Annotated in this window: 4 protein-coding genes; all 4 read right to left on the bottom strand. The window is 69.2% G+C overall.

Going from position 1 to position 5,388, the window contains the following annotated elements; translation table 11 throughout:
- On the bottom strand, window positions 1-932 hold a 932-nt coding region (locus tag HUK82_RS14310), incomplete at its 3' end, for a chemotaxis protein CheB (RefSeq protein WP_317134863.1).
- The gene (locus HUK82_RS14305; RefSeq protein WP_176614601.1) at window positions 929-3,028 is read right to left on the bottom strand and encodes an ATP-binding response regulator; all 2,100 of its coding nucleotides are present in this window, start codon (window positions 3,026-3,028) and stop codon (window positions 929-931) included. The genes HUK82_RS14310 and HUK82_RS14305, both read right to left, overlap by 4 nt.
- A gap of 11 nt (window positions 3,029-3,039) precedes the next feature.
- Window positions 3,040-4,725, bottom strand: coding sequence for a methyl-accepting chemotaxis protein (locus tag HUK82_RS14300; RefSeq protein ID WP_176614600.1), 1,686 nt, complete (start codon window positions 4,723-4,725; stop codon window positions 3,040-3,042).
- Window positions 4,722-5,267 (bottom strand): hypothetical protein, encoded by a 546-nt coding sequence (locus tag HUK82_RS14295; RefSeq protein ID WP_176614599.1) that lies wholly within the window; start codon window positions 5,265-5,267, stop codon window positions 4,722-4,724. The genes HUK82_RS14300 and HUK82_RS14295 overlap by 4 nt, the downstream gene beginning before the upstream one ends.
- Between the last annotated feature and the right edge of the window lie 121 nt (window positions 5,268-5,388).

Below are 5,388 nucleotides of genomic sequence, written 5' to 3'. Positions count from 1 at the left end.
CTGGCGCCGTCACGCCCCATCCCGGTCAGCAGCACGCCCATCACCGACGCGCCGAACCGCTCCACCGCCGAATGGAACAGCAGATCGGCCGACGGGCACGGACCCGGCCGGGCGCCCGGGGCGACCGGATCGATCCGTACGACACCCCCCGCCCCCAGACGCAGCTCCCCGTCCCCCGGCGCCACAAGGACAAGGCCCGGCCGGGGCATGTCGCCCGGCCGGGCCAGCCGGACGTCCAGCCCGACCAGCCCATCCAGCCAGGACGCGAACCCGTCGAGAAACGGCGCGCCCATATGCTGGACAAGCACGATCGGCAGCGGAAAGTCGGCGGGCAGAGCCCGCAGCACGCGCTCGAAGGCGGGCGGTCCGCCGGTGGACGCCGCCATCACCAGCAACCGCACCGGCCGTCCGCCAAGCGCGCAGGTCGGCCCCATCACGGCCGACGGCGGCGGCGCGAGACGACGGCGCACGACCGGCACCTGAGACATGATCGACAGCTGCGTGGTGAAGCCGCGCGCGAGATCGCCGGCCACGATGGCACTCAGGCGCGGCTTTTCGATCACGGTCAGCGCGCCGGAGCGCAGCGCCTCCATCGTCAGGCCGGCCTTGGCCGCCGTGCCGCCGCTCCAGGCGTCGCTAACGATCACGATGGGTGTCGGCTGCCGCGCCATGATCTCACGCGTGGCCACCAGCCCATCCATGCCGGGCAGGTGCACATCCATGGAAATCACGTCGGGCTTCAGACGTGGCAGGACCGCGAGTGCCTCCTCCGCGCTTTCGACCGCACCGGCCAGGCGCAGGCGCGGATCCTGCTCGATCAGGCGACACAGCAGCGTGCGGACGACCGCGGAGTCCTCGACCACCAGAACGCGCGCCGGAGGGGCGGCCAGTGCACCGCGCGTTCCGGTCGCACCCGGGCTGACGCCGGTCACAGAAGGGACTCCAGCGTGGCGATCAGTTCGCCCTGTTCGAACGCCTGCTTGGTAATGTACGCCCGCGCACCACCTTCGAGACCGCGCCGGATATCGTCCTCCTCATTGCGCGAGGTCATGATCACGACCGGGATCGCCGCCAGAGCCGGGTCGTCGCGTATCGCCGCCAGCAAGGCGAAGCCGTCCATGCGCGGCATCTCCACATCCGTGATCACGATGGTGATCGCACGCCCTTCGCGCCGGAGAATATCAAGTGCGTCGAGGCCGTCCGTCGCAACCCGCACATCATACCCGTGCGCCAGCAGGATCGTCTTCTCCAGAGTACGTGTGGTGATCGAATCGTCGACCACCAGCACGACGGGGCGTTCGGGCGCGACCATCCCCACATCCCCCAGGGGCGAACCCGCCGCGCCGCGCCACCGCGCCGCCTGATCCCAGCGCCGGACCAGCACCGCCGCATCGAGAACCAGAACCGGCCAGTCCTCCCGCACCCAGCCGAGATCGGGCGTCAGGTCGGTATCGAGGCCCGGTATCGCCGAATCCCCGACCACCATGTCGCGCACCTCACACGCGGCGTCGACCACCAGCGCGCGCGGCCCGCCCGTCTCCGTGCCCCGCAGACAGACCACGACCCGCATGGCACCCGGGGCCTTGTGCGCGTGCGGAGTCGTGGCGCCCAGAAAGGCGTCCAGCGGCAGGACGGGGACGAGACGCTCGGGCACGCCCTCGCTGCCCTCATCCCCCTCCAGACCCGGGACGGTCACCAGCGCACCCTCGGCCGTGTCGAAAAACGCGTCAGGCCCCAACCGCAACAGCCGTTCGACCGCACCGCCGTCCAGACCCAGCATCTGTCCACCCGCCTCGACCAGCAGGATCGTGCGGGCCCGCCGCGCCAACGGCACGGCGATGCTGACAGCCGTCCCCGGCGAGCACGGCCGCATGCGCACACTCCCGTGCAGGACACGGACGCTCTCAGCCACGATCGACAGGCCGAACCCGCGCCCGGCCAGTTCGTCGGCCTCGCCCCGTGTCGAAAAACCGGGTTCGAACACGCAGGCCAGAAGGCGCGTCTCGTCCGGCTGTTCGTCAGGGGCCAGCACGCCCTGCCGCACGCCCTGCCGCGCGATCGCCGCCAGATCGGGGCCGCGTCCGTCGTCGGCGACCTCGACGACCAGGCGGTTTCCAGCCAACCGCACCGACAGCGTGATCACCAGTTGCGCCGCCCGGCCCGCGCGGCGCGCGCTCGCCCATCGCTCCCCGCCATGCACGATGGCGTTGCGCAACAGCTGGATCACCGGATCGCGCAAGGCCTGCAACACGGGGCGATCGGCACGGACGTCCATCCCCGACAGCCGGACCACGATTCCGTCGGGCATCGCCTCGTCGATGCGGTGGCCGTCCTGCCGCAAGTAATCGCGCGCGATCTGGCGCGCCATCCCGGCCAGCCCGGAAAACACAGCACCCGCCTGCACCAAGGCAATCGACTGGATTTCCGAGCGCAGGTCCGCCAACGCGCGATCGATGCCCCCGCCGATATCGGCCCGCATGCCGTCAAGCGCGCGAAACCCGTCATGGATCGAGCGCACCGCCACTTCCTGTGCGCCAGCCGTCGATGGACTGTCGAACACCCGGTCCACGGCCGACCACAACGCATCGCGACGCTCGATCGCGGCGGCAAGGCGATGCATCCCAAGGATCAGGGCATCAAGCCGCGCGATCGGCACCTGCACGTAACCGCCCGCATCGGGTGTATCGTCGCCGTCCGCGCGGTGAGCAGGCCCGGGATCGGGGCGTGCCTCCATGGCGCCTTCCAGCGCATCCAGCCCTCGTTCGACGTGCTGCACGAACGCCGTATCGGGAACGCTGCCACCCGACAGCACGGACTGGAAATCGCTTTCCAGCCTGTGGGCGATCGCCTCGATCGGGCCATGGTCGACCGCCCGCGCCGCGCCCTTGAGGGAATGCAGGCGTCGGAACAGCTCCGACAGGGCTGTGCGCTCCAGCGTCGGGAGGGACAGCAGCGCGCGCGACGCCTGAAGGTGGTCGCGGAATTCGGCCTCGAAAACGGCCCGGAGTTCCTGAAGCAGCGCGTCCATGACCGGTCGTGTCAGGTGCGATAGCGGTCGGACAGCGCCAGAAGCTGCCGTGACAGACTGCCCAGATTGCTCGCCGAGCCGTCGAGGTTGCGCGTGCCGGTCGCCGTCTGCTGGCTGGCCTCGCGAATGCTCTGCAGGGCCGCCATCACCTGCTCGATCCCGATCTGCTGCTGGTTTGTCGAGGCCACGATCTGCTGGAAGGCGTGCACGCTGTCCTCGATCCCGCTCGCCAGACGCTCGATCGTGTGCGTGGCCAGATCGGTCTGCGTGCGTCCCTGCGCCACGCGCTTGACCGACTCCTCGGTCAGCATCACCGACGTGTTGATGCCGCGCTGGATGTCGCCCAGAATGACGCGCACGTTGCGCGTCGCGGCGCGCGACTGGTCGGCCAGGATCTTCATCTCCGCCGCGACGACGGCAAACGAGCGCCCGTTCTCGCCGGCAGCCGCCGCCTCGATCGCAGCATTGAGCGCCAGCAGGTGCGAACGCTCGGACAGGTCGTTCACCGTCGTAATGATCTCGCCGATCGCCTCGGTACGTTCGGACAGGTCGACAATGTTCTTGGCCACCGCCTCGCCGCCGGAATGAATGCCGCTCATCACCCGGGCGCTTTCGGCCACGGCCTCAAGCCCCTGGACGGACATGTTCACCGAAATCTGCGCCGCATCGATCAACTCGCGCGCCCGTCGGCTGACCTGCGCCCCGGAATGGGTAATCTCATCGACGGTCGCGGCAGTTTCCTGAACGGCAGCGAACTGCTCCTCGACACTGGCGGCCTGCTGCTGGGCCGAGGCGCGGATTTCGGCGATCGCGGCGTCCAGATCGCGAGTGACGCCACGGCTCTGGCGCGCGATCTCGCTCAGGCCCTCGATCATCCGGTTCAGCCCCTCGGACAGCCGACTGACCTCGTCGCGGATCGTCACCGACGAACGCCCCAGCGTCACGCGCTGCGACAGGTCGCCCTGGCCGGCCCGCTCCATCACCTGCATGATCAGCGCCAGCGGCGCAATGATCGACCGGCGGGTCCAGAACGTCACGGCCAGCGCGACCAGAACCGCGACGATCAGGCCCACGAACAACGAATGGCTGGAGAAATCATACATACGCGCGGCGTTCAGGCGCCCGGCCTGCACAGCCTCGGCCAGGGACGCCGTGACCTCGGAAATCAGCGCGTCGGTGCGGATTTCGGCATGGTCGAGTTCCTCGGCCCGCTCGCGCACCACATCGTCCCGCCCGGCCGTCATGGCGGCGAACATCTGCCGCGACAGGAGAGCCGTCTGCTCGAAACTGTCGAAGGTCTGGCCCAGCGTGCCGGCGATGTTGCGGAACATGGCGCGGCGCTGGTCGGCCGTGGTCACGTCTTCCGTGTTCGCCGCGTTCGACTGCGCCTGCCGAAGCCCCTGCTCGGTCGTACGCGCGTGCTCGTTCCACTGCGCGACGGCACTCTCCAGACCCGCCGCGTTCCCCGCATAGGCATGGCTCCAGTAGCGGGCCAGGATCTGCAGGCGCGACTGTGCGAGCGCGCCTTCGGTCGCGCGGATATGGTCAAGCTGATGATAGACGTCAAAATCCTGACTGACGATCTGCGACAGCTCGTCACGGACGGCGCGTATCTGGCCCAGTGCGTAGACGCCGATCGACACCATCAGCAGCACGCCGACCATGAAACCGAACAGCAGGCGATTGGCGATGGTCATGACTGGGTGTCCCGCGTGTCTGAAACAGGTGAAACGGCGGGTCCGAAGACCCGGGGCAAAAGAACGTCCGGCGCGATCAGCCGCATGATACGCCCGTCCGGCAGCCGCACCGTGCCCCCTGGCCCGGGTGCGGCGTCGACAGCCACGATATCGGCCACACGGCTGGCCAGAAGGGCGACCCGGGCGCCTTTCCAGGCCGGATCGGGCCGCAGAAGGATCTGCACACGCGGTTCGGCCAGACCCGGAAGGCCAAGCAGCGGTGCCGGGTCCAGCACCGTATACAACTCCGAGAGATAGCCGTGCATACCACGCACGATATCACCGCGCAGGCCCTGCCGCACGGGCATGGAGGTCCAGTGCGGCGCGCTGAGGCGCAGGACATGACGCGCCGGCAGGAGCAGCGCCTCGTTGTCGAACATGACGACGGTCATCAGCTCCGCGCTGCCGGTGGTCGACGATGCCGCGTCCCGCGCGGCAAGCAATGCTGTCCTCTCGCGCATAATGCGGTCGGCAAAACGGTCGAACAGCGCGTTCATGTCCATGACGGCGCGTGCCTCCCGCGGCGATCAGACCGGGGCACCGCCCCGCGCGTGGCCCTCCTGCCCATCAGGCGGTGCCTCCGTCCGCCCCGCGCACCGGCACCCCCAGCAGCACCAGCAGGCC

Source organism: Ameyamaea chiangmaiensis, from assembly GCF_013376175.1.
Taxonomy (GTDB): Bacteria; Pseudomonadota; Alphaproteobacteria; order Acetobacterales; family Acetobacteraceae; genus Ameyamaea; species Ameyamaea chiangmaiensis.
Note: the sequence above shows the minus strand (reverse complement) of the source record. Positions and strands in the feature narration are given on the sequence as shown.

Bases quoted from the DNA above. Each gene is read 5' to 3' on its own strand.
- HUK82_RS14305 (WP_176614601.1), bottom strand. From the start codon at position 3,028: ATGGACGCGCTGCTTCAGGAACTCCGGGCCGTTTTCGAGGCCGAATTC.
- HUK82_RS14295 (WP_176614599.1), bottom strand. From the start codon at position 5,267: ATGGACATGAACGCGCTGTTCGACCGTTTTGCCGACCGCATTATGCGC.
- HUK82_RS14300 (WP_176614600.1), bottom strand. From the start codon at position 4,725: ATGACCATCGCCAATCGCCTGCTGTTCGGTTTCATGGTCGGCGTGCTG.